The following is a 23,367-nucleotide window of genomic DNA, read 5'->3' as shown; positions in this document are numbered from 1 at the left end:
AATTTTGTTGTATATAATATGCCTAAGTTTTATAAGCTAATTAATTGAAAATAAGCTAACAATTTTACAAATCATAATAACATTTTGTCATCAATAACACCCATGAAGCAAATACTAGAGTATTGTTTTAAGAATAAACACACATCACCCATTACAGACATCAATACAGGAGAAGTATGTTGTAGTGATTGCGGGATAGTGTTAAAAGAAAAAATAGTTGATCAAACTAATGGACCAGGTACTTTTACAAATGAAGATTATCTCAAAAATGTACGTAACGGACCTCCCTCAAAAATTGCAATGTCAAACATGTCAAAATCTTCAGTAATTTCTAAAAAAAATATTGATGCAGTAGGAAAAAGAATTTTGTCCGATAACAAGGCCCATTTCTCAAGAATGAGGTTATGGGATTCACGGAGTAAAAATAGCAGTAAGGAAAGAAATTTGATGAGAGCATTTACAGTACTAGATGCATATGCCAGTAAGCTCAGCATCCCAGAGAATGGAAAAGAGCATGCAGCCTATATTTACAGAAAGGCAGTAAGCAAGGACATCATACGAGGAAGTTCCATTCCATCCATGATGGCAGCATCCGTTTACGCTGCATGTAAACAATTAGGAATTCCAAGAAGCATGGACGATACATCAAAAGTAGCAGATATCAGCAAAAAGAAGCTTTCACGAACATACAAAAGACTTGTAAAAAATCTAGAACTTAAAGTAAGTTCCTTTAATACAGACTATGTCTCCAAAATTTCAAATACATTAGCAGTTAGTGAAAAAACTGCAAGACTGGCAGCAAAAATAATCTATGATCTAAAAAAAGAGAATTTGCATGTAGGGAAAAATCCAATTGGAATCACAGCTGCATCACTTTATCTTTCTGCCATTAATTATGATGAACATATTTCCATGCAGAAAATTTCTAAAAAAACAAACATCAGCACTGTTACAATTCGTAAAATGACAAGACTACTTAGACCATTTGCTGCAAAATACCTAAAAAGCATAGACATTGAGGCATAAAACAAAAGTGAATTGTATGACTCAAACACAAAATAATGAAAAAATAAAGTATTATGAAGATCTTCAAAAAGAATACGAAAAGCTTGCTGCAGAATACAGAGACATTGAATCAACTAGTCCACATAGTTTAGCATTATCTGAAAAGATCAAAGAAATGCTTGAAAAACAAAAAGAGATTCATAAACTATCCTTGGAATTAGTTTAGATTATTTAGTAATCAAAAAAGAGAAAACTTTATGAAATTAGTTGAATATTTTTTGACATGAATATAGCAATAATTTTAGGTTCTGTGAGAAGTGACAGAAATGGTAAAAGAGTTAGTCAGTACATCATAGAAAAGATTAAGGATAGAGGTCACACGGTATCATTAGTGGATCCAATGCAGTTGGATTTACCGATTCTAGATAGAATGTACAAAGAAATGAAAAATCCAGAGCCAAAATTTCAAAAACTGCAAAACATGATAATTTCTGCTGACGGATACGTGCCAATCACTCCAGAATACAATCACACCACATCTGCCGCATTAAAAAATACTCTTGACTATTGTCTGGAAGAATACTTTTTCAAACCTTCTGCCATAGTTTCCTATTCTGTGGGTGCCTTTGGAGGAATTAATGCAGCACAGCACTTGCGACAGATTTTTGCAGAATTAGGTTCCCCTTCAATTCCTTCTTCTCTTCAAATTTCAAAAGTACATGAGGCAATAGATGAATCAGGGAATCTTTTGCATCAAGAATACGAGAAAAGAATTGAGCGTTTTCTAGATGAGTTTGAATGGTACCTTACAGCATTTAAGAATCAAAGGGAAAAGGGAACCCCCTACTAATTTCTTAGAGCGAACAACCTTAGGAAGGAATTTGATCTTCTTCAAGTATCTTTTCTACTTTTTTTCGGCGAACAGTGCAGTACAGACCCACTTCTTTGCACTTTGGACATCCAAGATACTTGTAGTCAACTATGACAAAAATTTTGTTTTCTTACATAAAAAAAATTCTATTGATTCATACCAGCAAAAGGAGTTCATATGGAATTTGCATACAAAATTGATTTGTCAGGCACAGACACTTATTTCTTAACTACTTTTTTTGTCTTATGCAGAGCCTTTGCGCTCATTTTTGCAGTCTTTAGTTTTTTGATTAAACTCAAACCAATTTTAAGAAATTTGAATGCAGAAAATATCGGAATTAATATCAACATTACAATGTCAATCCAATACTTTTTTACAAATTTTTTTGGATCATTTACTTTTTTGTATTTTAATACCAAATCAAGTATCAACAATACAACCAATGGCCATATCAATCCATCAAAGAAAGATTTCCATTCAATGGGAATCAATAGCAGTGGTTCAGATAACCCAATTGTCTTGTATTCAAATGCAAGAATGCCGATAAAAAATAACAAGACAACCCCAATTATTGCATAGTCTACGAATTTTGAATCAAACTTTTGAAACAGATTAACATAATTCAAAAAACTTTCACCTCATAATTAATCAAAAAAATATTTAGAATTTCTTTATTAAAATAGCGAGAACGCTGTGAAAAAAGTTCACAGAGTTGGTCTGGTCTAGGGAAACGGTGTTCTCGCATAACAAATTGTAAATTGATTGCAACCATATATTTTGGTAAGCTGATCAGCTTACCGGTAATCCAACATTGTTACTACATACTATGTAAAACAACATCATAGTATAATCATGAAAACACAACAAATCTCAAACTGGGATAAAACTGTTCATGCTCCATTTAGAAAGGTCGTGAAATTCGATCTTATCTGCATGGGTATTGGTGCAATGATTGGCATGGGTGCAGGAGCATATCTTGTTGCTAGCAATTTACTTGGTTAGCAACAATCTTTCTTTTTTAAATCCAGGTTCTTTAGTAAATTTGGCTTGTTTTTCTTGTAGTTTTTTGCACAGATCACAATCCAAGATGAGGGTTATTCTCTTGCGCAATCATTGAAGAGATAATTTTTTCTCGTTCACACGTCTGCGGCTTTCAAAAATTATACCAAATTTTTTTCAAATCAAGTTTTTAGAGATTATTTTACTATAGTTACCGGAGCCTTTGCTTTGTGTAATACAAAATTAGAGGTACTACCAAAGAATAGTTCTTTAGGAAATCCCATTCCACGCGAGCCTATTACAATTTGATCAATCTTGTTTGCAAGATTATTAGCAAATGTAGTTAAATCAATACCAGAAGTATGGCCAGCAATTACAATTCCTTCAAATTCAATTTTGTTTTTTTCTACTTTTTTCTTGGCAATATTCATTAACGCTTTTGCTTTCTGCTTCCATTTTTTCATTGGAAGTATAGGTGCACGAACAGCAGAAAAAGCACTAAAGCTAGTATCGCTATGGACACCAACAATAATAGTATCAGATTGTTTTGCAAACGAAATTGCTTTGTCTAATCCCCTAAGTGAATTTTTAGAACCATCTAAGCAAACCATAATTCTTTTTGTCATTTATGTTCTATTCTTCATGACTGTATATTAATAAATAGAAAATATGATTTTCAATTGTGAATTCAAAAAGATTTGAATGGTTTTTAAAATAATTTGAATAAAGATACAGGAGAGCCGACTAGTCTCCCCCGCCCTCAGGCCATAAGACCTGACGAACAATATACATTACAAAATTTGTATAAAAGCACTAAAAAATTCCGAGCCTAAAATCCCAGTAAAACAGAGTTTCCAGTAGCAGAGTCAAAGAATAGTTTTCCTGCAGCAATCAAAATTACAACAGAGACTAGAATTTGCAGATATCTCTCTTTGATATCAATAGATAGTCTGGCACCAACCAGTCCTCCAATAAAGGAACCAATTGCAAGAAATCCAGCTTGAATAAAGTCAGGGTGTCCCAAAAGACTATGAACTATCACACCAGAAGATGAGGCAAACAACAATATCATTTGAGATGTTGGTGCAGCTTTTTTCATTGCCATTCCCATCCCAACTACCATTAATGGAACAAACACAATACCGCCTCCTATTCCAAAAAAAGATGATATTATTCCTGCAAAGAAACTAGCACCTGCAACAAAGACCATCATTTGTATCGAAGTCTTTTTTTCTTTTGTTTCGATTCGTTTTCTCAAAAAGATGTAAGCTGCAGATGCAATCAGTACAAAACCAAACAATATTTTAAAAATATCAGGAGCAACATCACTTGATACAACTGCACCCAAAACAGTTCCAGGAATAGACAGCAAGCCAAGTTTTAATCCCAAAGAGTATTCAATTCGTTTCTGTCTAGAATACGAAATAGTAGATGCAACAGCATTGCTAAGAGCTGCAAATAGACTGTTACTTGCCGCAGTAGTTGGAGGAAATCCCAAAAAAGTCAAAACAGGAACCACAATAATTCCCCCACCTAATCCAATCATAGAACCGAGCACACCTGCCACAAATCCTAAAAGAATAAACCAAAGCTGATCAATCATTGTATTTGCCAATCAAAGAATTTTGTCGTATATAATTAGACGTGCTTTAGAATAATTAATGTCTGCAACACAGAACTATCCATTGAGGTAATTTCCAAAACAATTTCAGTATTGGCCAAATTATCAATTTTTGATTTGATATTACGCTTATCAGAATCATTGTAAAAGGTGTGCACAGCACCTATCCAGTCAGAAATGGATTGAAAGTTTGATTCCTCTTCTCCCCAGCACTCACATACTAGTGTTTGAATCACGGTCTCAAAGATTGCAAATGTTTTTTCCTTGTCTGATTCCAAAGTATCAGTTTCAAGGTTAACTATTGCAAGAATTGGAGATGCAGTACTTCCACCAATGTTAATATTTCCAATTGTGTTTCCATTAGAATCTAAAACAGCTGTAGTTGTACAGTATTCCACATTTTTTGCAAGTCCTTTTTCAAAAAACGTACAATATCTACTAACAGTGTGATCAGTTATTGCAGTAGGAGATGAAACAAAGACATCATGTTCTTTTAAGGAATTTTGAATTTTCTCAATGTCATAATAAGTAAAACCAGAATCATAAATTGGAGTTGACAGAGATTCAGTTGGCTCTTCAGGAATTAACATTGCAGATAATGCAATAGCTGCAATGCCAAGAATAATTGGAATTACAATTAACTTGTTCACAACAAACAACTTTAGCATTGAGAAATAAGGTTTTGCAATCCTAAATTGAAATTATAGTCAAAACAGAATCTTTTGTAATATTATTTTGTTCAATAAATCCAGCAGTTACTTCAAGAACATAAAGTGCCTCATTTTCAGGCACTACACTTTGACATGTAGCAATTTCCAGAGCAGCTTTGCATGGAGGAACATCTTGCTCTATGTGAACTACTTTGCCATGTTCATCAAACCAGATCATATCAAGTGGAAATTGCATGTTAAGCATCCACAAAGAGTATAGTCCAGGTTCACTAAAGACGAAGATCATACCTTGATCGTAAGGTAATTGATCTTGAAACATCAAGCCACGAACACGTCTGGGTTCAGTGTCTGCAATTTGGACCTCAAGCGGGACATCATCAACTTTGATCGTACCACGTGGGAATTCAACTGACTCTAGTTTACTCTCACTAGGAAGAGACATCAAGCCCACAACCCCAATAATTACTGCAGCAATTGTGATAGGAATTAGTGCTTGTGCCCTAGTAGTCACGATACAATTTGGATACGCCTTTTAAAATACGTTAATTATTTTTAGAATTTAGGACATTTATAGAAACAATAATCAATTGTAATGTTGCCTGAAGACAAAACACTTCCAAAAGACATTGATTCAGATTACAGTCTTCCTGGACGATATGAAGAAAGTAATTCAACATATCATGAACCAATTAAACATGAAGAGATACCGCCAAGACCAAAAAACAAGAGTCTGGCGATAGCCATAATTGCATTTGTAATTGTGTCATCAGGATTCTTTTTATATTATTTTATCAACCAAAGTGAAATTGATTCAGAAATTGTTCAAAGCACACTAAACATGAGTCCTGAGCAAATATTGGCAAATCAATACAGTGTTGGCGAGTATGGAAGTGATCATGCCCATGCAGCAATACTTGTCGTAGTAGACGGAGAGCAACTAAACTTTGGCTTGCCACAGTTTCAACTATCAAGCAAATACATTCACTTTGAGGATCATAATCCATATCTCATTCACAAGCATGCAACAGGAGTACCATTAGAGATGCTCTTTGTATCAATGGGGTTAGAGGTTTCAGAAAAATGTATTTTTGTAGAGTATGATTTTTCAAAAAATACTAATGAGTTTTGTGCAGAAGGAAAAAAATCAGTTCAGGTTTATCTAAATGGTCAAAGATTTCCATCAGACATTTCACAATATGAAATCAAACATAATGACAGAATACTGATCACACTAGATGAGAAATCAATTTCAAAGCATTTGAAATATCTAGATTCATTTGAGATATTTGATGTGCCAAAAAAGCCATCAATTAATTCAGGAAAAGATATTTTCATCTAGAGTCAGTGATTCATTACAGATGTTTTAAAATCACTAATTGAAGAAAATGTGTTTTTTGTCTGGTGACCAATATCATTAATTGTTGCGCTGTTGTATTTCTTTTCAAGATATCTACCTGCAACAATCATTGGACCTCCTATAGCACAAGTAACACCTGTTGGCTCTGGTACCCACAACATCAAAAATCCAATTTTTTGGAGTTTTTTGCCAGGTGCAGGGGCCTTTTGTAATGCACCTAATGAACGGGCAGTATGTTTATCATCTATTTTTGCAACATCAGAATACAAATTTGCTCTGCGTTTTGCAGATTCAGAGATTTTTCGTAGTTTTTCTAGTCGTTCCTTTAGGGGGTCTGCCATTCCTAAGTGTAATCTAGAAGAAAATAGTTAAGATTCAAAGATCAACAACGATTACTTCTGAGTCAACAAAGAGTAACCTAAAATCCACAAAAAAGACACTCAATTATAGTAGATGGGATTTAGATACAAAGATTACATGAAATCTAAAAACTCAAAGAGACTAGATTCCATCAAAGCTGCACACCAATCAGAAAAAACTCGTTCCAGTGCCAGAATGGAGGATTACTTGGAAATTATTTTAGAGTTAGTGGAATTAAAGGGATATGCAACTACTCTAGATATTTCAAGATACATGAATGTAAGTGCTCCAAGTGTAACTAAGATGCTACAAAGACTTGATGAAGGTGGATATCTAGAATATGAAAAATATCATGGAATCAATCTAACAGACAGGGGAACTCAAGTAGCTGAAGGCATTAAACAAAAACATGGGATACTGTTAGAGTTTTTTGAAATACTAGGTATCGGATACGATACTGCAAATCAAGATACAGAAGGAATAGAACATCATTTGAATCCAAAAACAAGCAAACAGTTAAGAAAATTCATTACATTTCTAAAGGCAAATCCAAAAATTATTGAAAATTTTAAAAATCTTTGAGAAATAATTGGATGTCGTTTTGTGAGGATGCAAGCTTCATCAAGTTTCTTGCAACATCAGAGCGTTTTGGAATTTTAATTTGACCCTTTTTTCCAATTCTAGCAGACGTGATATATTCGTCATGAACATAAATGTCAGCATGCATTGTAGTGTACTCTTTGCTTACAGTTAGAATCAGGGCAGTCTTTGATTCTGAAAATGTAAACGGTAGATCATTTGAATCTAAATCAAAGTGCTCAGAGTCCTTTTTGACAACATCTACATGAACCTGAAGCGATTTTTCAATCTCATTAATGTTGGAACCACCTCTTCCAATAATTGATGGGATGTACTGCTCATCTACCAGCACCCGGACCCTATTATCAGTAAGGATTTCAACTTTAGCATGAGGATCATATTTTTTAAAAGTCTCACGAATTTTGTCTTCTGCCAGTTTCTCTATTCCTACTTTGGTTCTTTTCCCAACAGGAACTATCACATTTTCTTCTCCAAATGTGTAGATTTCATGCTCTAGCGTGTTATCATCAAAGTTTCTGATTTCAATTACAGGTCTAGCAAGATCAGATTCTGTCATACCAGAAGGCACCTTTACCTTTAATTCCAAATCATAGACCTTTTGGATTTGTCCGTCTTTGACAAAGACCACAGTATCCAAAACATTGGGGATTATCCCTAACTCAATTTTTCCAATGAATCTCTGAATTGCATCAAGTGGAGAGTTTGCATGAACAACTCCCACCATTCCAACACCAGTCAATCTCAAATCAGCAAATGTTCTAAAGTCTTCTCGTCTTCGAACTTCATCAAATATGGTATAATCAGGACGGACCAAAAGTAAGATGTCAGCAGTATTATCAAAACTTCCATCAAGTTTACTATATTGAGTTATTCCAGGTTCAACTTGCAAATCACGTGGAGATTCAAAGGTTTTTACAATTTTTCCTTTGTTATGATAGAAATTGGCAAGACCTGATGCCAGTGTACTTTTTCCAGAGCCAGGAGCTCCCGAGATTACAATTCCTTCAGCTCTGTTGGATAAACGCTCCATTAGTTTTTCAGACATGTTATAGTCTTCAAGGGATAGTTGTATTATTGGATGAACAATTGTAATCTCAAATGATTCAGAGAAAGGTGGATGTGTTATTGCAATTCTGTAATCATCAAGCTGAACTACTGATGCACCAGTTTTAGAAATTTCAATGGTACTAGAGTCATCAGTATTTGCAACATCTAATATTTGGGATGAAACCATCTCCAAATAATCTCGTGAAAGAATGTCATCACTAATTTTTGTTAGTAAAAAGGCACCAGGCTTGCCTCTTTTAGCAAGAGGTTGCTGATTCTCCTTTAGATGAACGCTCATTGTTTTATCATCAAAAAACTTTAGAAATTCTAAAGTCTGTTTTTGTACTTGTGCTTTTAGAAATACAGTTTGAACACCTTCTGCCTGTGCAACCAAATGTTGGACATTATCAGAGGTGTAAAGAATCGCATCGTTTTGTTTTGCCATATCAGTAATTATTGCATCAATTCTTCCACTTCCTGCAAGTTTGATTTCATCAGTGGAGAGATGGTTTCCCTTTAAAACTACCTCCAATCCAAAACTGCCAGACAATTCTTTTAATTTACGAATTTTTTCTAGTCCCACAAATCCTTGTTCTTTTTTGTTTGATGCTTGGGATTGTAGTTCATCTAAAACTGCTTGAGGGATTATCACTTGAGAATTTCTAATAGAGCCTTTTTCAATCTGAACAATTAATTGACCATTAATAACAACACTAGTATCAGCGACAATTTTAGACAAATTCTTTACAAATTCTAAATAAAATGTGTCCTAATTATCGTTTCCTGAAATATTACTAAGTACTTTTAGTACGCTGTTAAAGTCTAAAGGTTTTGAAATGTAAGATGTGGTCCCAGAAGATAGACACTGATTGGTAATTTTTTGATCATCACCTGTAGTAACCAATATAATTTTTGTATTAGAGTCAAATGCAGTTACATCATGTACAACTTCCAAACCATCTTTTTTTGGCATAGCCAAATCAAGTAAAAGAATTTCTGGATTATGTTGTTTATAGAAATCAACTGCTTCAGCACCATCAACTGCCTCGGCAATTATTCATGCAATCTCTAAAGTAAAAGAAGGGGGGTTGGGTGAAAAGACAAAATACAAAACAATACAGACCAAGGCTCAATATTTTCCGTAACACTTTCAAAATCTGAAACAGGCGACCAACCAAGACACCCCTATAGAAACTGCTTAAAGAAAATAAGCTCTGAGAACTAAAATCACTCACAATCCTCAAAAAATGTCAATTTGACAAAATATAGTATGGATGAGCACGAAAAAAACAAAGAATTTTACAAAAACTGCACAAAATACTTTGAATTCCTACGAAAAGTAGGAAAGACAGACTATGAGTTTGAAGACGAATACTATTTCACCATGCCTGCAATTTCCAATAGGTAGACACCAGAAGATTTAGGAATGCCATAAAGTTTCATAGCATATGGATACTCAGTTAGAAGAATTTGCAGACTATGCAATAAAATACGCAGTGAATTCAGGTGTTCAATATTGTGATGCAAGAGCTGAAGAGCAAGAAAGAAAATCAACGTTAATTGAAAATGGACAAACAGAGTATGTCAGATCAGTTAACGATTCAGGGATAGGAATCAGACTAGTAAAAGATGGGACATGGAGTTTTTGCTCAATTACAAATCCAAAATCAAATGAGCAAATTAAAAATGCAATTGACGAGTCAATTAAAAACTCAACTCATCATGCAAAAAATAAAAAAGAACAATTCTCCCTTTACCCAAACTCTGCTATAAATAAAAAGATAGACTATCCAATTTTAGAAAAACCAGAATTAGAAAAATTAATCAAAATAGGTATGGAATGTGATAAAATTATTTCAGATACTTCAAAAATTATCAAATCAGTCGTTAACCCATGGTACACTAACAATTCAAAATATTTTACAAGCAGTGAAGGTTCTCAAATTCTCCAAAATTTTTCAGACGTAGTAATTGAGATGATTGCTACTGCACATGAATCAGGATTAACGCAATCAGTAAACATCACAGAGGGAGGAAGAGGGGGAATGGAGCAAATTACAAACAAAGCCCAAAAAAGCGCACAAAATATTGCAAAAAAAGCATCAGAATTGCTATCAGCAAAGCCTGCAAAAGAAGAAAAAGCAACCGTAGTAATGAATCCTGATTTTGTTTCGTTGTTAACACATGAGATTTTAGGCCATCCATCAGAGGCAGACAGGGTTTTGGGAAAAGAAATGGCATGGGCTGGAGGGGCATGGTGGAAAGGAAGACTAGGAGAGAAAATAGGTTCTGAAAAATTAAACGTGTTTGATGATCCGACCATTAAAGAAAGTTTAGGATGGTATCATTTTGATGATGAGGGAGTTGAAACCAAAAAGACAACTCTAGTCAAAGAAGGAGTTTTAAAAAATCATATGCAAAACAGAGAGACTGCAAAAACTTTCAATGTCACACCTACTGGAAATATGAGGGCTACAAACTACCGATTCATGCCTTTGATTAGAATGGCATGTACATGTATTGGGAATGGAGATTGGAATGTAGATGAAATGATAAAAGAAGTAAAGAGTGGATATCTGATTTCAAATATGAAAATTCCATCAATAGACATGAAGAGATACAATTGGAGTATATCATGCCAGTATGCACAAAAAATTGATAATGGTGAAGTGACAGATTTGCTAAGAGATGTCATAGTAATGGGTACTGCTCCAGAATTTTTCCAATCAATTGACGCATGTGGAAATGACTTTACAGTAAGACCAATTACAAATTGCGGTAAAGGAGATCCAATGCAATCAATGATTATGGGAAATGGAGGACCTTCAATTAGAGGAACTGCAACTGTAAAGAGCGTGAACTAGATGGAAAGATTAGAAACCGTTAGACAAAAAGTAATAGAGTGCACAAAATGTGATTTGTGTAAAACAAGAACAAATTCTGTCCCAGGAAAGGGCAATTTTCAATCAGAAGTAGTGTTTGTAGGAGAAGCCCCAGGAAGAAATGAAGACAAAAACGGAGAACCATTTGTAGGAGTAGCAGGAAAGAAACTCTCAGCAGCACTTGAAGAAGCAGGAGTGTCCAGAGATGAAGTATACATTACAAATGTTGTAAAATGCAGACCGCCAAACAACAGAGTTCCAAGCACAAAAGAGAGAAGTACCTGTCAAGAATATCTTAAAAAAGAGATTTCAATAATAAAGCCAAAGATAATTTGTGTTTTAGGAAATACTGCCTTTAATTCAATTTTAGGAGGATCAGAGATTACAAAATTTAGAGGAAAACTAGTAAGAAAAGACAAGCAATTGTATTTTTTGACAATTCATCCGGCTGCAACAATATACAACCAAGAGTTAATCTCTACATTAGAGAGAGACATTGCAAAACTCTTTGATTTAATCAGAGAATTAAAAAATGACAAACAAGTTCCGATAGATATTGAGTACACTTCCTAGGAAATTTTATCTTCAAGATACAGTTACTGTTGCAAAGAATCTTTTAGGCAAAAAAATTATTAGAAAAATAGGAAGAACAGAAATTTCAGGGATAATTACAGAAACTGAAGCTTATAGACACAAAGACGATCCTGCAAGTCATGCATTTAGGAAAATTACTGATAGAAACAAAGCAATGTTTGGAGATGTAGGGATTGCCTATGTCTATTTTACATATGGAATGTACTATTGCTTTAATGTAGTCGCTAAAAATCCAAAAACAGATGCAGGTGCAGTTTTGATTCGTGCAATAGAGCCAGAAAAAGGAATAAAGAAAATGCTACAAAATAGAAAGAAAAAAGATTTGAAAAATCTCACAAATGGACCTGCAAAACTAACTCAGGCATTAGAAATTACCAAGAAGCACTATGGTGTAGATTTGACAAAAAATTCAAAATTATACATTGTTGAAGGCATAAAGCCAAAAAAAATCATATCATCACCTAGAATAGGGATTAGAGAGGCAACAGACAAGTTGTGGAATTTTAAAATGAGTATCTAGTCTTTGTTGTTTTCATCTAATGTCCATGGAGCAAATCGACCAAGGATTCTTTGCCAATCTAGTCTCAAAAGCAATACAACAACTGCAGTCATCATAGCACCAAAAATAATAATTCCAATGTAAACGGGAGTAGCATCATCAATGTCTTCTAAGAATGGCTCAACTAAAGACAAGCCAAGATAATGTGATACAAATACAATAGTATAACTTAGAACAAATTTTCCGGTTAATGTTGCAATAAAGAATCGTTTTGGATTGTATTTTGCAAGTCCTAGTGGAACATAAACTAAATCATCAGGGATAGGTGTAGCTGCTGCAAAAAATGCAGCACCTGCGCCGTATCTTTTTACCAATCTTTCAAATGGGCGCATTCTTTTTCGTGTTTTTTCGTTGATAATTTTTCGTCCACCATAGCTGACATAGAATATGATCTGTTTTGCAACAGTTGCTGAAACTGCAGACAAGATTGCCAAGACGTGCAGATCAAATTGATCACCTACAGACATTGTAGCTAGTAGTAGAAATCCAGGTAATGGGACAAATGGAACAAGTGATCCGAAAAAGTTGACAAGTGTTAAACTAAGATAACCTACTTCAGGCGCAAATGGAAAAAGGTCAACAAAATCCACTGTTCAAACTATTTTCATGTATTATTTAATTAAAACTAGATCAAAAAGTGTTACAATCATTAAAATATCATATTTTAACAGAACCAGTAAATGGAAAAAAAAGAATATGAAGAGATCTGTGATGCCATAGCATCAATTAGTCCTTTCATTAGATTTGTAGGAGTAATAGGCGAAAGTGGAGATTTATTGGCGTATAAAAGAAGGCCAGATTTGATTCCCTTGTTGAATGAAAAAAACACACAGTATCAATTCTCTCATATTGCCATCAAGACTGACTTGGAGGGATTTTTTGATAAAAATCTAGGCGAAATTGAGTTTGTATGGGAAGAAAGAAAAAAAGTTCAAACAATATCATTTGCAATAAAAAAGGAAAGAGTTTGGATATCAATTGATAAAAAAGTAATCAGATCAGAGGTGCTCAGGATTATTGATTCCTGTTTACCAATTGTAAAAAAACATTCTTAGAAATTGAAGTGTCCATATTGTGAAATTGATTTAGATTCACTTAGTATGACAAATGGACTAAAACATATTTTAGAGCATAAAAAAGAAAATCAAAATTAACTTTTTTGTATAACCATAATTATCAAAAAGTATGGATGAGTCTGATGAGATTCAAAAATTAATTGACGAGATTAGTTTTAGAAAATCAAATTCTAAAGATTATAAAAAGATGAAAACAGAGGAGATAAGCAGAGAGCTCAAAGACATTATGAAATTTGAACAAGAGTCTTTTAGAAAGATTGAAGAGTTTGAGAAGACACAAAACAATCCAGATTTAATAAAATACGCAAAAATAATTTGTAGAAACACTACACAAAGAGAGATCGCACAGATTCAAGAAGTGTATTTAGAAAAAATTGATGAAGAATATCTAAAATCAAAATAGACTACTTGTCTTTATATAGCCAACATCGAACATATCCAGTATCAGTTTTAAATTTTGGTGGGAGTTGTTTGCATTTTTCAATAACTAAAGGACATCTGTCAATGAATCGGCATTGTGTCGGGGCCTCAAGTAAGCTTGGGGGAATTCCTTTGATGTATTTTGGTTTGCCTCCTTTTAGTGTTGGAATGGATTCTAAAAGTCCTTGAGTGTAAGGATGTTTTGGGTTTTTGTAGATTTCTTGAGAAGAGCCAAATTCTACCATTTGGCCTCCATACATTATACCGATTTTGTCGGCAATCTCAGATAGTACGGCCAAATCGTGCGTAATTAGCATAAATGACATGCCTGACTTTTTTAGAGATTTTAAGAGATTGACAATTTGAGCTTGAATCAAAACATCAAGAGCAGTAGTAGGTTCATCGGCAATCACAAATTTTGGTTTTAGCAGTAGGGCCATAGCAATTACAACTCTTTGTTTCATTCCGCCGCTAAGCTCATGAGGGTATTTTTTGAGAACATTCTCATCAAGATTGACAGAACTCATGGCATCAGATATCACCTGTTTTGAGTGTCCTTCAAAATTATGTTGTTTGAGCACTTCGAGAAATTGTTCATTAATGGTAAAAACAGGATCAAGGGAGTTCATTGCTCCTTGAAATACCATAGAGATTTTCTTCCATCGAAATTTTTCATTAAAGATGTTCTCATCAATATCCAATATCGGATCATCATCAAAGATGATCTCACCTTGTGTTTTACCACCTACCAACATTCGAATGATAGACAATCCCAAAGTGCTCTTTCCACATGCACTCTCACCTGCAATTCCTATTGATTCGCCATCATCTAATGAAAAGTCAACATCATCTACTGCATAGACTGAGCCTTTTGAGGAATCATATCTAGATGTTAATCCATTAACAGCTAGAAATACCATATACTTTCATATCCAAACTAGAATTTTTGTTTTGCACTAAGGGATATAAACAACTCTATCAGAATGTAAAAAGCGATTCAAATGAAATTACCAATATGTGGCTTTGATGCAAAAAATGCAGTGCTATGCCCCCAATGTGAAAAGAAAGTAGAGTCAGGAGAGATAACTCAAGCAGATGTAGACGCATCAATTATTCTAGCAAAAATTGCAAAATCAAATAATGAGATTGAGAACTTTATATTATATTCTTGCAAAGAGTTTCAGGGAAATTTTGTCCTATCCTTGGCAAAAAATGACATTATGAGTATAAGGCAAAGTAGGACACTATACAGGCTCCTTCAGGATCAATTTAAGGGAAAGATTTGGCTAGTTGAGGCAGATGAGACAGATAAAAAATTCATAGAGGATTTATTCTTTCCAACCAAAATTCTATCAATTAATTCAGTCTGGGCACCAGGAGGAGTGCAAAAAACAAAGGCAGTCGTATCAGGTAAATGGACACCAAGATTTCCAATTGACACACAAAAGGTTGTTGAAATTGTTAAAAATGCCCGAAACCTTGACATTGAGATAGAATTTGAGGATAAAGGTAGAAAATAATGGTCTTTGTAAAAACTCATGACATTTCAGAGCTGACATCAGAGTTAATTGGAAAGCAAGTCGTTTTGGGCGGATGGATTGAGGATTTGAGAAAGTTAGGAAAGATGTCATTTATCACACTACGTGATGTGTCAGGAATTTCCCAAGTAATTGTAAAAGGGGAATTAAATGATAATCTAGGTGAGATTAATCGTCAAAGTGTTGTAAGTGTAAAAGGAATTGTACAAGAAACAAAGGCAAGAGATTTTGCATTTGAAATTAAAGCTGAAGAAATTGAAGTGCTAGGAAAGGCAATTCACCCCCTACCAGTGGATCCTATTGGAAGAGTGGAAAGCAACATCGATACACGATTGAATCATCGCGCACTAGATATGAGAAATCAAAAGACTGCGTCAATTTTTAAATTAAGACATTATGTTTTGCAATCACTACGAAAAACGCTAACAGGAAAAAAATTCATAGAGATAACCACACCAAAGATTATTGGCAGTGCAAGTGAAGGAGGAGCAAATCTATTTTCTCTAGAATACTTTGGAAAAAAGGCGTATCTTGCACAAAGCCCACAACTATACAAAGAGCAGATGACAATTGGTTTGGAAAGGGTATTTGAGATTTCAAACTTTTATCGAGCAGAAAACTCCCATACAGGAAGACACCTTAGTGAATTTACCAGCATAGATATCGAGGCTGCGTTTATGGATTACAATGATGTGATGGATGTTTTAGAGTCACTAGTAATGGAGGTTTACAAGTATACATCAGAGAATTGTAAAAAAGAGCAAGAGACTATTGGTCACACTATAGAGGTTCCAAAATCACCATTTGAGAGAATCACATACAATCGATGTATTGAGGAGTTAAAGAGTGCAGATGAAAAAGTAGAATTTGGAGATGATTTACTAGACTCACATCTTAGAATTATTGGAGACAATCATCCAGGATTTTTCTTTTTGACTGACTGGCCAATGAAGCTAAAACCATTTTACATCAGAGAAAAGGATGAAGACCCAGAACTGTCTCGTTCATTTGACTTGCAGTTTGGATACCTAGAGTTATCCTCAGGTGGGACAAGACTGCACAATCCAGAGATGCTCAAGGCAAGACTAAAAGAGCAAGACTTGGATCCTGCACAATTTACTGATCATCTCAAAGCCTTTGATTGGGGAATGCCCCCACATTCAGGATGGGGTATGGGGTTAGATAGATTGATGACCACACTAATTGGAATTGATAATGTCCGTGAAGTGGTATTATATCCAAGAGATCCTGACAGACTAAGTCCATAAAATAGTTGATTTTGTTTTAAATTAACTACACAAAAGAATTTGAAATATCAAGTTTGAGACCAATTGCTAGACTCCAAATGTTTTTGATTTTTTTTCACACCTAGGACATTTTAACCCGTTAATTTTGATACCGCATTTTTTGCAATGCATATCCACCCCAAGCACATCACGAGAAGAGGTTTTAATTGCTTTAACTATCAGTATTAATGCTATTAAAATTCCCACTGCAACTCCTATCCATAAAAGTACCATCTACTACTCATAGGGCATTATCTCTTAAAAACCTCCAAATTACAAGATTCCCTAACAAATACACGAAATTAACGACAAAGTAGGCAGATTACAGTCAAAGATAACTAACATCATTCAGATTTTTATTGTAATAGAATTACACAAGTTCATGATAGAGCAAGAAGATGCCAAAAAAGTAGTAGAAGTCATAGGAAATAATCTAATTGGCGTTTCACATGATTCAAGTAGTTTTCAAAAACTGCCAGATTCTTTTTGGGGATACTTTGCAAGAGGCCACGACAAGAAAGGAAACTTCGGAGTAATTGTAACATATTCTGAAAATGGAAAAGATGTAGATGAATTAATCAAGATGTACGAGCAGTGGGCAGAAAAAAACAAGCCAAAATCTGAATAGATTATTTTGTCTCTAGTAATAATTTTCGATAACCCTGGCATTCTTTACAGATAGGCTTTCCTTTGTACTTTGGATTCCCGTCTTTGATCTTGAGTGTGCCTTCAACAATCTTACAGATACAGCATTTTGCCATCAAGAATTTATTAAAAACGCGATTAATAAAAATTGGGAATTTTTGAAAAAGAGATAAATCTAAAGAGATGGATCTAATCTAGTGTACAAATGTGATTTTTGTGGATCAGGTTTTGGAGACAGAATTTGTTACTTTTGTGAAAGAAATTGTTGTACATCATGTATGATAGATGACAGAACACGTTGTAAGGAATGCTACATTCACAAAAGGAAATTAAGTGTAAGACAACTTGTTAGAAAGAATAGACTTGTTTTAATTTTTGTAGGGTTTTTGTGGTTTTATGCAGTGTTTCCAGGCCCCTTTCTACCAGGACTAGACTCAGGATTTTATGCAATCTCTGTTGTGGCAGCAGTTCTAATAATGATTCCAGTGTGTCTTGCGATGTTTTTTTGGTCGCTAAATCCACCAAAATCAGATTTAAAGAAGAGAAAAGACTAAGCTAATCAGTTTTTTTCCAAGATTTCAGAAGGTTTGATTTGATTTTTCATGCATGGAATAAGTTTTCCTAAATTCTCCACAGCTTCGTTAATTTTGTTTTTCTGATATTCACTAAGTTGAGAGCCAAGTCAGTTCTCATATTCAGATATTTCAACAAAAAGTTTGTCCCTGACTCATTAACTCATGTACCTGCATTACTGAATCATTATAATTATTCCAATTCCAAGTAAGTTTTGTAATTTTCTCAGATAATTCAAATGGCTTTATGACTTTGAGCAGACCCTCTTCGTCATAATTTTCCAATCCCATGGAGAGTTGAATCAACAGCAATTATTGTTTCACATTTGTCACAAATTCGCACGATATTTTTTCAAAAATACTGAATATAGGGAAAGACCTAAAGTTTCAAAAATTGGAATTAAAGATTTTTGGTAATTTCAGATGTAAATTCAGTTGTGGTTTTATCCCCACCAATATCTTTGGTTTTAACACCTGTTTTTACTAAATCAAATATTGTAGATTCCAATCTTTCTGCCACCTCAAAGCATTTTGTGTCATTGTGTTTTTGCCCCAACCAATCAAGCATCAATTTGATAGATAATAGAAACGATGAGGGGTTTGCAATGTTTTGTCCTGCAATATCAAATGCAGCCCCATGAACAGGTTCAAACAATGCAAAGTTGTCACCAATGTTAGCAGCAGGTGCCATTCCCAAACCACCAACTACTTGTGATGATTCATCTGACAAAATATCACCAAAAAGATTGGTTGTAACAATTACATCAAACTGTTCGGGTTGGCGAATCAAGTTCATAGCGCATGCATCAACATACATTTGTTCAAATGCGATGTCAGGATAATCTTTTGAGACTTCAGTACATACTCTGGCAAACAAGCCATCTGTTACTCTCATCACGTTTGATTTATGAACGCATGTTACTTTTCTCATAGAATCGCGTTGTTTGGCAGATTCAAAGGCATATTTTGCAATTCTCTTTGAAGCATTTTCTGAAATTATTCTCAAAGCTACTGCAGAATCACCCAAGCTAAATTCTTTTCCAGTGTAAAGATCTTCTGTATTTTCTCGCACTATAACCATGTCAATATCATCACGCAATGCAGGCATGTGCGGGTATGACTTTGCAGGGCGTATATTGGCATAAAGATCAAGCATCCTTCTCAAAACTACAATAACATCAGCTGCACTCTCTCCAACAGGTGCCTTCAAACATGCATCAGATTGTTTTATGGAATTAACAGTTTCATCAGGAAGTGCTTTTCCTGTTTGCTTGAGGGTAGCATCTCCAGCAGATAATTTTGTAATGTCAAATTTCAAATCAAGTTTGTCATTAATGGTATTCAATACAGAAACTGCAGATTCAGACAACTCAGGACCAATTCCATCACCAGTAATTAATGAGATTTTATACATAGTATCACTTCATAATTAGAGAATTTTAGGATTTAGTTAAACCTGCTTTTCTTGGAGTAGTTTCTTGAGCATTATTCGATTAATGGCATCAATTACTGCCTTGACAGAGGTAGTTACAATATCCTCACCAACAGATTTTGCAGAAACCTTGTTTCCTAATGCATCTTCAACTTTTACTGTAACCTCACATAATGCACTAGAGCCACCAGAAATTGATGCTAACCCATAGTCTTTGATTCGAATTTCTGAAAGTTTTCCAGTAATCTTTTGAATTGCATTTAATGCCGCATCAACTGGTCCTACTCCATAATCAGTTCCTACATGGTCTTCCCCATTTACATTTAATTTTACAAATGCATAAGGCATTGTTCCAATTCCAGTAGATACAGAAAAGCCAGTCAATTGGACAATTCTTTTGAGTTCTTGTTCACCCATAACATCACTTGCAATAGATAACAATTCAACATCAGTGAGTTGTTTTCCCTGGTCACCAATTACCTTAACTTTGTCTAAGATTTGTTTTGATTGTTCTTCAGTTGGTTTTACCCCATACTCTGCTAGCATTGCATTCATTCCATGAACACCTGCATGTTTTCCAACTTGAAGCCATCTCCTTCGTCCAACCAATTCAGGGCTAATTGGCTCGTATGTGAGGGGATTGCTCAATACACCATGTGTGTGGATGCCAGATTCATGACCAAATGCATTTGCTCCAACGATTGCCTTGTTTGGCTGAACGATTATTCCAACAGTTTTTGAGATAAATCTAGAGGTATCATAAATTAATTCAGATTTGATATTGGTCTCATATTTTTGCTCATAGGGCAAGCATTTGAGTGCCATGGAGAGTTCTTCTAGTGATGCATTGCCTGCCCTCTCACCAATACCATTAATCGTAACATGTGCACATGATGCGCCTGCATGAATTCCAGCCAAAGAGTTTGCAACTGCCAATCCAAAGTCATTGTGACAGTGAACACTGACTGGAAGTTTTGTGGCCTCTATTGTATCTCTTGTAATTTCTGCCATGTATTCAGGTGTAGAGTATCCAACTGTGTCAGGAATATTGACTCTATCAGCTCCTACTTTTGCAACTTCACCAAATACTTTTTTCAAAAATTCTCTATCAGTTCTAGAAGCATCTTCTGCTGAAAATTCCACTTGAAGACCACGTGACTTTCCGTATTCTACTGCCTCGATTGCCTTTTCAAGTGCTTGATCTCTTGTCATCTGGAGTTTGTGCTCTAAATGAATATCAGATGTTGCAATGAATGTATGGATATAGTTTAATCCAGCATCAACTGCTGCATCAATATCTTTTTTGATAGTTCTTGTCAATCCTGCAATCTCACATGATAATCCTGCAGATGTTATCATCTTGACTGCTTTTAACTCACCTTCAGAGATTACTGGAAATCCTGCCTCAATTGCATCCACTCCCAATTCATCAAGTTTTTTTGCAATTGTTAATTTTTGTTCAGGAGATAATGATACACCGATTGTCTGCTCTCCGTCTCTTAATGTCGTATCAAATATTCTAATTTTCAGGACGAGCCACTCCTCTGCAATGCAGCAACACCAGTCCTTGCAACATCAATGATTCCAAATGGTTTTGCCAATTCCTCAAATGCTTTGATTTGATCAGGTGTTGCAGTCAACTCTACCATGATAGAGTCCTTTTTGACATCATGTACTTTGCCACCATATGCATTTGCTAATTTGTTAATCTCCATGCTATCATTAGCATTACTTAGTTTAATCTTAAAAATACTAAGTTCTCTAAAGACAGTTTTATGCTCATCTAAGTGCTCTACTTTTACAGTATCAATCATCTTATCAAGTTGCTTTACAATCTGGTCTACCTGTTTTTCATCACCATATGTGGTAATAGTCATTTTAGAATAATCAGGATTCTCAGTAACACCTACAGAGATACTATCAATGTTAAAGTTTCTAGCACGAAACAAGTGAGTAACCTTGAACAAAATTCCAGGCTTGTTTTCAACTAGAATAGAAAGAATTGCCCACATACTAATCACTACGATGGTAAGATCATTTCCTTAAGCGAAGTTCCAGGTGCTACAAATGGCAATACATCTTCTTCAGGATCAATTGGAATATCAATTACTGTTGCAACATCGCTGCTTAATGCATCTCGGATTGCCTTGTCAAGTTCATCCATTGATTGTGCCCTAATTCCTTGAGCACCATATGATTGTGCCAATTTTACATAGTCAGGGCATTTTCCTTGATCAACACCAATCATTCTTCTGTCATAGAATGTTCTCTGCCACTGAGCTACCATTCCCAATGTAAAGTTGTTTAATACAAATACAATTACTGGAATGTCTTCTAGCACTGCAGTTGCAAGAGAGTTTTCAGTCATTGCAAAACTTCCATCTCCTGCAATATCTACAACAGGAACATCAGGTCTTGCAACTTTGGCACCAATTGCAGCTGGAAATCCCCAACCCATAGTACCAAGTCCGGTGGAGCTAAAGAAAGTTCCAGGTTGTATTACATCATAAAATAATGATGCCCACATTTGGTGCTGTCCTACTTCAGTTGTAATGATTGATTCTTTTGGAAGTAGTTCTCTGAGTTTGCGTAAAATTTTAGCTGCGCCCATCTCACCTGGATGAAGTTTGAGATTTTCTTGCCAGTATGCTTTGGTCTCTTTGACATGTTTTACCCAGGGGGTTTCTTCAGTTTTTTTAATTGCTTTTTGCAAAAGTAATTTTACCATTATTCTAAGAGAGACTCTAACATCACCAACTACTGCAAGTTGCGCAGTCTGGTTTTTGCCAATTTCAGCAGGATCAACATCCATATGAATAATCTTTAATCCTTTTTCAAACTCTTCAAAGGTTCCAACAGAGCGGTCTGAAAATCTAGTACCAATTGCCAACACACAATCAGCTTCAGTCATAATTTTGTTAGCTTCTGCATGACCATGCATTCCAATAGGACCTAATGATAGAGGATGATTTTCAGGGAAAGCTCCTTTTCCTTTGAAAGTAGTTACAACAGGAAGCATTAATGTTTCAGCAACAGCTTGTAATTCAGCAAATGCAGAAGATATGATAGCTCCACCACCAGCTAAGATAACAGGTTTTTGAGAATGTAACAACATGTCAATTGCTTTTTCTACATTTACAATGTCAGGATCAGACCATGGATGGTAACCTTGGATTTTAAATTCATCAGGGAAAACCATCTCAGCTTCGTTTTGTTGGACATCTTTTGGAATGTCGATAAGAACAGGTCCAGGTCTTCCGGTTTCAGCAATAAAGAATCCCTTTTTTACAACTTCAGGAATTTCTGCAGCATCTCTTGGTTGAAATGCATATTTTACAACAGGGTTTGCCATTCCAATAATATCACTTTCTTGAAATGCGTCTTTTCCAATCATATCTACAGATACTTGTCCAGTTACTGCAACCATTGGTGCAGAATCAGCTTGTGCAGTTGCAATGCCAGTAAGTATGTTAGTAGCGCCAGGTCCAGAAGTGGCAAAGCAAACTCCAGGTTTTCTGCTTACTCTGCCAAAGCCATCTGCCATGTGTGCTGCTGATTGCTCATGTCTTGCCAAGATGTGTCTAATATTACATCTAGCAAATTCATCATACATTGGAAGATTCGCACCTCCCGGTAAACCAAATACTTGTTTGACGCCTTCTTTTTCCATTGCCGTCATCAAGGCCTTTGCACCAATCATATTTTCCATATTATTCATCAAATTTTTCTCCATAATTTTAATGTGTTATAATTTTGAGCACACTTTACAGTGTTAGTACAACTGGCAATTCTTTGCCAAATTTTACAGTTAATCTTGTGCTCATTGAAATCA

33 protein-coding genes are annotated in these 23,367 nt (G+C 35.0%); 16 read left to right on the top strand and 17 right to left on the bottom strand.

Going from position 1 to position 23,367, the window contains the following annotated elements; genetic code table 11:
* Window positions 1-102 precede the first annotated feature (102 nt).
* Genes C6989_RS08175 through C6989_RS08165 form a run of 3 tightly spaced genes read left to right on the top strand, consistent with a single transcriptional unit; the run spans window position 103 to window position 1,855 of the window.
* Window positions 103-1,026, top strand: coding sequence for a transcription initiation factor IIB (locus C6989_RS08175; protein WP_182126882.1), 924 nt, complete (start codon window positions 103-105; stop codon window positions 1,024-1,026).
* Between the two features lie 16 nt (window positions 1,027-1,042).
* Entirely contained in the window at window positions 1,043-1,231 is a 189-nt protein-coding gene (locus C6989_RS08170) for a hypothetical protein (protein ID WP_148703159.1), read from the top strand.
* 57 nt (window positions 1,232-1,288) lie between these two features.
* Window positions 1,289-1,855, top strand: a complete 567-nt coding sequence (locus C6989_RS08165) for an NADPH-dependent FMN reductase (protein ID WP_148703158.1) — start codon at window positions 1,289-1,291, stop codon at window positions 1,853-1,855.
* A 239-nt stretch (window positions 1,856-2,094) separates the two neighbouring features.
* Here C6989_RS08165 and C6989_RS08160 read toward each other — a convergent pair whose 3' ends face one another.
* Window positions 2,095-2,502: a hypothetical protein gene (locus tag C6989_RS08160; RefSeq protein WP_237087608.1), complete on the bottom strand. Its 408-nt coding sequence runs from the start codon at window positions 2,500-2,502 to the stop codon at window positions 2,095-2,097.
* Window positions 2,503-2,728: 226 nt separating this feature from the next.
* On the opposite strand from C6989_RS08160, the gene C6989_RS08155 reads away from it, so the two are divergent.
* Complete coding sequence (locus C6989_RS08155; protein WP_182126881.1) at window positions 2,729-2,878, top strand: hypothetical protein; 150 nt, start codon at window positions 2,729-2,731, stop codon at window positions 2,876-2,878.
* Between the two features lie 194 nt (window positions 2,879-3,072).
* Here C6989_RS08155 and C6989_RS08150 read toward each other — a convergent pair whose 3' ends face one another.
* The 4 genes from C6989_RS08150 to C6989_RS08135 all read right to left on the bottom strand — a co-directional run bounded on the left by C6989_RS08150 (window position 3,073) and on the right by C6989_RS08135 (window position 5,678).
* Window positions 3,073-3,501, bottom strand: a complete 429-nt coding sequence (locus C6989_RS08150; protein WP_182126880.1) for a universal stress protein — start codon at window positions 3,499-3,501, stop codon at window positions 3,073-3,075.
* A 203-nt stretch (window positions 3,502-3,704) separates the two neighbouring features.
* On the bottom strand, window positions 3,705-4,478 hold the full coding sequence (locus C6989_RS08145) for a sulfite exporter TauE/SafE family protein (RefSeq protein WP_182126879.1): 774 nt from the start codon (window positions 4,476-4,478) through the stop codon (window positions 3,705-3,707).
* Between the two features lie 35 nt (window positions 4,479-4,513).
* Complete coding sequence (locus C6989_RS08140) at window positions 4,514-5,146, bottom strand: hypothetical protein (RefSeq protein WP_255464676.1); 633 nt, start codon at window positions 5,144-5,146, stop codon at window positions 4,514-4,516.
* A gap of 40 nt (window positions 5,147-5,186) precedes the next feature.
* A complete protein-coding gene (locus tag C6989_RS08135; protein ID WP_148703154.1) occupies window positions 5,187-5,678 on the bottom strand; it encodes a DUF192 domain-containing protein in 492 nt (163 codons plus the stop codon).
* 84 nt (window positions 5,679-5,762) lie between these two features.
* Here C6989_RS08135 and C6989_RS08130 point away from each other — a divergent pair, with 84 nt between their 5' ends.
* Window positions 5,763-6,506 carry a hypothetical protein gene (locus C6989_RS08130; protein WP_182126877.1) on the top strand — a complete coding sequence of 248 codons (744 nt, stop codon included), beginning with the start codon at window positions 5,763-5,765 and terminating at the stop codon, window positions 6,504-6,506.
* Between the two features lie 2 nt (window positions 6,507-6,508).
* Here the strand turns inward: C6989_RS08130 and C6989_RS08125 are convergent, their stop codons facing one another.
* Entirely contained in the window at window positions 6,509-6,865 is a 357-nt protein-coding gene (locus C6989_RS08125; protein WP_148703153.1) for a hypothetical protein, read from the bottom strand.
* Between the two features lie 136 nt (window positions 6,866-7,001).
* Between C6989_RS08125 and C6989_RS08120 the strand changes: the two genes are divergently transcribed.
* Window positions 7,002-7,466 carry a metal-dependent transcriptional regulator gene (locus tag C6989_RS08120; protein ID WP_148704136.1) on the top strand — a complete coding sequence of 155 codons (465 nt, stop codon included), beginning with the start codon at window positions 7,002-7,004 and terminating at the stop codon, window positions 7,464-7,466.
* On the opposite strand, the gene C6989_RS08115 is transcribed toward C6989_RS08120, so the two are convergent.
* Window positions 7,453-9,270, bottom strand: a complete 1,818-nt coding sequence (locus tag C6989_RS08115) for a PINc/VapC family ATPase (RefSeq protein WP_148703152.1) — start codon at window positions 9,268-9,270, stop codon at window positions 7,453-7,455. The genes C6989_RS08120 and C6989_RS08115 overlap by 14 nt on opposite strands.
* Before the next feature lie 30 nt (window positions 9,271-9,300).
* Entirely contained in the window at window positions 9,301-9,585 is a 285-nt protein-coding gene (locus C6989_RS08110; protein WP_255464698.1) for a response regulator, read from the bottom strand.
* A 216-nt stretch (window positions 9,586-9,801) separates the two neighbouring features.
* Here C6989_RS08110 and C6989_RS08105 point away from each other — a divergent pair, with 216 nt between their 5' ends.
* Genes C6989_RS08105 through C6989_RS08090 form a run of 4 tightly spaced genes read left to right on the top strand, consistent with a single transcriptional unit; the run spans window position 9,802 to window position 12,527 of the window.
* Entirely contained in the window at window positions 9,802-9,939 is a 138-nt protein-coding gene (locus C6989_RS08105; RefSeq protein ID WP_182126876.1) for a hypothetical protein, read from the top strand.
* Window positions 9,940-9,979: 40 nt separating this feature from the next.
* A complete protein-coding gene (locus C6989_RS08100; protein ID WP_182126875.1) occupies window positions 9,980-11,395 on the top strand; it encodes a TldD/PmbA family protein in 1,416 nt (471 codons plus the stop codon).
* Window positions 11,396-11,986, top strand: a complete 591-nt coding sequence (locus C6989_RS08095) for a uracil-DNA glycosylase (protein ID WP_182126874.1) — start codon at window positions 11,396-11,398, stop codon at window positions 11,984-11,986.
* Window positions 11,970-12,527, top strand: coding sequence for a DNA-3-methyladenine glycosylase (locus tag C6989_RS08090; protein ID WP_148703148.1), 558 nt, complete (start codon window positions 11,970-11,972; stop codon window positions 12,525-12,527). Before C6989_RS08095 ends, C6989_RS08090 begins: the two co-directional genes overlap by 17 nt.
* Here the strand turns inward: C6989_RS08090 and C6989_RS08085 are convergent.
* Window positions 12,524-13,156: a VTT domain-containing protein gene (locus C6989_RS08085; protein WP_148703147.1), complete on the bottom strand. Its 633-nt coding sequence runs from the start codon at window positions 13,154-13,156 to the stop codon at window positions 12,524-12,526. The genes C6989_RS08090 and C6989_RS08085 overlap by 4 nt on opposite strands.
* A 90-nt stretch (window positions 13,157-13,246) precedes the next feature.
* On the opposite strand from C6989_RS08085, the gene C6989_RS08080 reads away from it, so the two are divergent.
* Together C6989_RS08080 and C6989_RS08075 are read left to right on the top strand one after the other, a co-directional pair.
* Window positions 13,247-13,621 carry a DUF6659 family protein gene (locus C6989_RS08080; protein WP_148703146.1) on the top strand — a complete coding sequence of 125 codons (375 nt, stop codon included), beginning with the start codon at window positions 13,247-13,249 and terminating at the stop codon, window positions 13,619-13,621.
* 130 nt (window positions 13,622-13,751) lie between these two features.
* Entirely contained in the window at window positions 13,752-14,045 is a 294-nt protein-coding gene (locus tag C6989_RS08075) for a hypothetical protein (protein ID WP_182126873.1), read from the top strand.
* Window position 14,046: 1 nt separating this feature from the next.
* On the opposite strand, the gene C6989_RS08070 is transcribed toward C6989_RS08075, so the two are convergent.
* Window positions 14,047-14,982, bottom strand: coding sequence for an ABC transporter ATP-binding protein (locus C6989_RS08070; protein WP_182126872.1), 936 nt, complete (start codon window positions 14,980-14,982; stop codon window positions 14,047-14,049).
* 81 nt (window positions 14,983-15,063) lie between these two features.
* Here C6989_RS08070 and C6989_RS08065 point away from each other — a divergent pair, with 81 nt between their 5' ends.
* Together C6989_RS08065 and aspS are read left to right on the top strand one after the other, a co-directional pair.
* Window positions 15,064-15,582, top strand: a complete 519-nt coding sequence (locus C6989_RS08065; protein WP_182126871.1) for a transcription elongation factor NusA — start codon at window positions 15,064-15,066, stop codon at window positions 15,580-15,582.
* On the top strand, window positions 15,582-16,868 hold the full coding sequence (aspS, locus tag C6989_RS08060) for an aspartate--tRNA(Asn) ligase (RefSeq protein ID WP_148703142.1): 1,287 nt from the start codon (window positions 15,582-15,584) through the stop codon (window positions 16,866-16,868). The genes C6989_RS08065 and aspS overlap by 1 nt, the downstream gene beginning before the upstream one ends.
* Window positions 16,869-16,934: 66 nt before the next feature.
* On the opposite strand, the gene C6989_RS08055 is transcribed toward aspS, so the two are convergent.
* A complete protein-coding gene (locus tag C6989_RS08055; protein WP_148703141.1) occupies window positions 16,935-17,120 on the bottom strand; it encodes a hypothetical protein in 186 nt (61 codons plus the stop codon).
* Window positions 17,121-17,268: 148 nt separating this feature from the next.
* Here C6989_RS08055 and C6989_RS08050 point away from each other — a divergent pair, with 148 nt between their 5' ends.
* Complete coding sequence (locus C6989_RS08050) at window positions 17,269-17,514, top strand: hypothetical protein (protein ID WP_148703140.1); 246 nt, start codon at window positions 17,269-17,271, stop codon at window positions 17,512-17,514.
* 1 nt (window position 17,515) lies between these two features.
* On the opposite strand, the gene C6989_RS10265 is transcribed toward C6989_RS08050, so the two are convergent.
* Window positions 17,516-17,647: a hypothetical protein gene (locus C6989_RS10265; protein ID WP_255464675.1), complete on the bottom strand. Its 132-nt coding sequence runs from the start codon at window positions 17,645-17,647 to the stop codon at window positions 17,516-17,518.
* An 81-nt stretch (window positions 17,648-17,728) separates the two neighbouring features.
* Here C6989_RS10265 and C6989_RS08045 point away from each other — a divergent pair, with 81 nt between their 5' ends.
* Window positions 17,729-18,085: an FYVE zinc finger domain-containing protein gene (locus tag C6989_RS08045; RefSeq protein ID WP_255464674.1), complete on the top strand. Its 357-nt coding sequence runs from the start codon at window positions 17,729-17,731 to the stop codon at window positions 18,083-18,085.
* 150 nt (window positions 18,086-18,235) lie between these two features.
* On the opposite strand, the gene C6989_RS08040 is transcribed toward C6989_RS08045, so the two are convergent.
* The 5 genes from C6989_RS08040 to ilvB form a co-directional block, all read right to left on the bottom strand.
* Complete coding sequence (locus tag C6989_RS08040) at window positions 18,236-18,415, bottom strand: hypothetical protein (RefSeq protein WP_182126870.1); 180 nt, start codon at window positions 18,413-18,415, stop codon at window positions 18,236-18,238.
* A gap of 88 nt (window positions 18,416-18,503) precedes the next feature.
* Entirely contained in the window at window positions 18,504-19,517 is a 1,014-nt protein-coding gene (locus C6989_RS08035; RefSeq protein WP_148703138.1) for an isocitrate/isopropylmalate dehydrogenase family protein, read from the bottom strand.
* A gap of 36 nt (window positions 19,518-19,553) precedes the next feature.
* Window positions 19,554-21,065, bottom strand: coding sequence for a 2-isopropylmalate synthase (locus C6989_RS08030; RefSeq protein WP_182127040.1), 1,512 nt, complete (start codon window positions 21,063-21,065; stop codon window positions 19,554-19,556).
* Window positions 21,062-21,547, bottom strand: coding sequence for an acetolactate synthase small subunit (gene ilvN, locus C6989_RS08025; RefSeq protein ID WP_148703136.1), 486 nt, complete (start codon window positions 21,545-21,547; stop codon window positions 21,062-21,064). Before ilvN ends, C6989_RS08030 begins: the two co-directional genes overlap by 4 nt.
* An 8-nt stretch (window positions 21,548-21,555) precedes the next feature.
* Window positions 21,556-23,253 carry a biosynthetic-type acetolactate synthase large subunit gene (gene ilvB, locus C6989_RS08020; protein WP_255464673.1) on the bottom strand — a complete coding sequence of 566 codons (1,698 nt, stop codon included), beginning with the start codon at window positions 23,251-23,253 and terminating at the stop codon, window positions 21,556-21,558.
* Between the last annotated feature and the right edge of the window lie 114 nt (window positions 23,254-23,367).

The organism is Nitrosopumilus sp. b2, from assembly GCF_014078535.1.
GTDB classification, from domain to species: domain Archaea; phylum Thermoproteota; class Nitrososphaeria; order Nitrososphaerales; family Nitrosopumilaceae; genus Nitrosopumilus; species Nitrosopumilus piranensis.
The sequence above is the reverse complement of the archived record's forward strand: the minus strand, read 5'-3'. Positions and strand labels throughout refer to the sequence as shown.

Coding starts and splice junctions, on each gene's coding strand:
- C6989_RS08175 (WP_182126882.1), top strand. CDS start 103: ATGAAGCAAATACTAGAGTATTGTTTTAAGAATAAACACACATCACCC.
- C6989_RS08170 (WP_148703159.1), top strand. CDS start 1,043: ATGACTCAAACACAAAATAATGAAAAAATAAAGTATTATGAAGATCTT.
- C6989_RS08165 (WP_148703158.1), top strand. CDS start 1,289: ATGAATATAGCAATAATTTTAGGTTCTGTGAGAAGTGACAGAAATGGT.
- C6989_RS08155 (WP_182126881.1), top strand. CDS start 2,729: ATGAAAACACAACAAATCTCAAACTGGGATAAAACTGTTCATGCTCCA.
- C6989_RS08150 (WP_182126880.1), bottom strand. CDS start 3,501: ATGACAAAAAGAATTATGGTTTGCTTAGATGGTTCTAAAAATTCACTT.
- C6989_RS08145 (WP_182126879.1), bottom strand. CDS start 4,478: ATGATTGATCAGCTTTGGTTTATTCTTTTAGGATTTGTGGCAGGTGTG.
- C6989_RS08125 (WP_148703153.1), bottom strand. CDS start 6,865: ATGGCAGACCCCCTAAAGGAACGACTAGAAAAACTACGAAAAATCTCT.
- C6989_RS08120 (WP_148704136.1), top strand. CDS start 7,002: ATGAAATCTAAAAACTCAAAGAGACTAGATTCCATCAAAGCTGCACAC.
- C6989_RS08105 (WP_182126876.1), top strand. CDS start 9,802: ATGGATGAGCACGAAAAAAACAAAGAATTTTACAAAAACTGCACAAAA.
- C6989_RS08100 (WP_182126875.1), top strand. CDS start 9,980: ATGGATACTCAGTTAGAAGAATTTGCAGACTATGCAATAAAATACGCA.
- C6989_RS08095 (WP_182126874.1), top strand. CDS start 11,396: ATGGAAAGATTAGAAACCGTTAGACAAAAAGTAATAGAGTGCACAAAA.
- C6989_RS08080 (WP_148703146.1), top strand. CDS start 13,247: ATGGAAAAAAAAGAATATGAAGAGATCTGTGATGCCATAGCATCAATT.
- C6989_RS08075 (WP_182126873.1), top strand. CDS start 13,752: ATGGATGAGTCTGATGAGATTCAAAAATTAATTGACGAGATTAGTTTT.
- C6989_RS08070 (WP_182126872.1), bottom strand. CDS start 14,982: ATGGTATTTCTAGCTGTTAATGGATTAACATCTAGATATGATTCCTCA.
- C6989_RS08065 (WP_182126871.1), top strand. CDS start 15,064: ATGAAATTACCAATATGTGGCTTTGATGCAAAAAATGCAGTGCTATGC.
- aspS (WP_148703142.1), top strand. CDS start 15,582: ATGGTCTTTGTAAAAACTCATGACATTTCAGAGCTGACATCAGAGTTA.
- C6989_RS08055 (WP_148703141.1), bottom strand. CDS start 17,120: ATGGTACTTTTATGGATAGGAGTTGCAGTGGGAATTTTAATAGCATTA.
- C6989_RS08050 (WP_148703140.1), top strand. CDS start 17,269: ATGATAGAGCAAGAAGATGCCAAAAAAGTAGTAGAAGTCATAGGAAAT.
- C6989_RS10265 (WP_255464675.1), bottom strand. CDS start 17,647: ATGGCAAAATGCTGTATCTGTAAGATTGTTGAAGGCACACTCAAGATC.
- C6989_RS08035 (WP_148703138.1), bottom strand. CDS start 19,517: ATGTATAAAATCTCATTAATTACTGGTGATGGAATTGGTCCTGAGTTG.
- ilvN (WP_148703136.1), bottom strand. CDS start 21,547: ATGTGGGCAATTCTTTCTATTCTAGTTGAAAACAAGCCTGGAATTTTG.
- ilvB (WP_255464673.1), bottom strand. CDS start 23,253: ATGAATAATATGGAAAATATGATTGGTGCAAAGGCCTTGATGACGGCA.